We start from the raw sequence: 2,067 nt of genomic DNA, 5'->3' as shown, positions 1-2,067 counted from the left end.
GGACCCTGGTCAACGGTCGTTACTTCGCCCTCATCGACGCCCGTCTGACGGTGGACGAGAAGCAACGGCTGGACGATCTTCTGGTCGTCACCGATGTTCGCACCAAGAGCCTACTGCAGGCCATCAAGCGCTTGCCCAAGCGCTCGTCGCTGCAGCACTTCCAGGAACTGATCGATCATATCGCCCAGTTAGGCGAGCTGGTAGGCGACGAGCAACATCTGGCGGAGGTGCCAGAACTCAAACGCAAGCACTTTGCTGCCGAGGCCCGGGCGCTGGACGCCGCCGAGCTGCGCGATTTCGGCCCGGCTAAGCGACACGCGCTACTACTGTGCCTGATCCACCGCGCCCGCGTGCAAACCCGCGATGACCTGGCGGAAATGTTCATCAAACGCATGGGCAACATCCACAACCGCGGTAAAGAGGAACTGGAGCGGCTGCATGCGCGCTACCGCGAGAAGACCGAGGCCATCGTGGCCACGATGTCGGATGTGATCCAGGTGCTCGATCGCCATCCTGGCGACACCGACGCGGGACGGGAAATCCGCCGCCTGGTCAACACGCGCGGGGGCGCCCAGACCCTACAGGCCGATTGCGAGGCCATCGCCGCCCACAGCGGTGACAACCATCTGCCGTTGCTGTGGCCTTTCTATAAGAGCCACCGCGCCACCATCCTGCGCATGGTGCGCAGGCTAGACCTGGAATCCACCACCGAAGACCGTTCGTTGATGGATGCTATCGAGCTGATCCTGTCGCAGGAGCGTGCCCGCGGCGATTGGCTCGATGAACCGGTCGATCTGGCGTTCACGACCCATCTCTGGCGAAAGACCATTACCCGCCGCACCGAACAGGGAGAGGAACGCATCCATCGCCGCCTGTTCGAGGTGTGCGTGTTCTCCTCGCTGGCCAACGAACTGAAATCCGGCGACGTGGCTGTACGCGGCTCGGAAACCTACGCCGACTACCGCCAGCAGTTGCTGCCTTGGGAGCAGTGCGAGCCGCTGCTGGACGACTACTGTCGCCAAGTAGGCTTGCCGGCCTCTGCGGTGGGATTCGTCAATGCGCTGCAGAGCAAGCTGATGCAGGTTGCAGACCTGACCGACCAGGGTTATCTGGAGAACGGCCAGGTGATCATCGACGACGACGGGTTGCCGGTGCTCAAACGCCACAAGGCCAAGGACATGAGCCGCGGTGCTCGCGCCTTGGAAACCGCGATCCTCGACCGCCTGCGCGAGCGCAGCGTCATCGAGATCCTGTGCGACGTGGCCCACTGGACCGGCTGGCCGCGGCATTTCGGACCGCTGTCCGGATCCGACACCAAGATCGACCAGCCGACCGAGCGCTACGTGCTGACGGCGTTCACCTATGGCTGCAACCTTGGCCCGGCCCAAGCCGCACGGCACCTGCGTGGCGCCGCTTCCGCGCACATGCTGTCGTTCGTCAATCGCCGGCACGTGGATGCGAACAAGCTGGCAGCGGCCTGTCGCGACATCATCAACAGCTATGCCGGCCTGCAACTCCCAAAACTCTGGGGTGACGGGAAGCGTGCCGCGGCCGACGGCACCAAGTACGACCTGTACGACCAGAATCTGCTCGCGTCATACCACATCCGTTATGGCGGCTACGGCGGCATTGCCTATCACCACGTATCTGATACCTACGTGGCGCTCTTCAGTCATTTCATCCCTTGCGGTGTGTGGGAAGCGGTGTACATCATCGACGGGCTGTTGAAGAACACCTCTGATATCCAACCTGACACCGTCCACGCCGATACTCAGGGCCAATCGTTGCCGGTGTTTGGGCTGTCGCATCTACTGGGCATCCAGCTGATGCCGCGTATCCGCAATTGGCGCGACTACCGGTTCTTCCGTCCGGAGGAGGACAGCCGCTACGAGCACATCGACGCGCTGTTCCGGGAAGACGTGGACTGGGATTTGATCGAGACCCACTGGAAGGATCTGATGCAAGTGGTGCTGTCGATCAAGTCCGGCAAGATCGCGGCGTCGACACTGCTGCGCAAGCTTGGCAACTACAGCCGCAAGAATCGGCTGTACCAGACCTTTCGGGCTC

At 62.3% G+C, this 2,067-nt stretch carries 1 protein-coding gene; it reads left to right on the top strand.

Going from position 1 to position 2,067, the window contains the following annotated elements; genetic code table 11:
* The coding region (locus Q0X16_RS12930) for a Tn3 family transposase (RefSeq protein WP_297835196.1) at positions 1-2,067 on the top strand (2,067 nt) is incomplete at both ends.

It is taken from the genome of Thermomonas sp. (assembly GCF_025993755.1).
Classification (GTDB): domain Bacteria; phylum Pseudomonadota; class Gammaproteobacteria; order Xanthomonadales; family Xanthomonadaceae; genus Thermomonas.
This window is presented reverse-complemented; position numbering and strand designations above follow the sequence as displayed.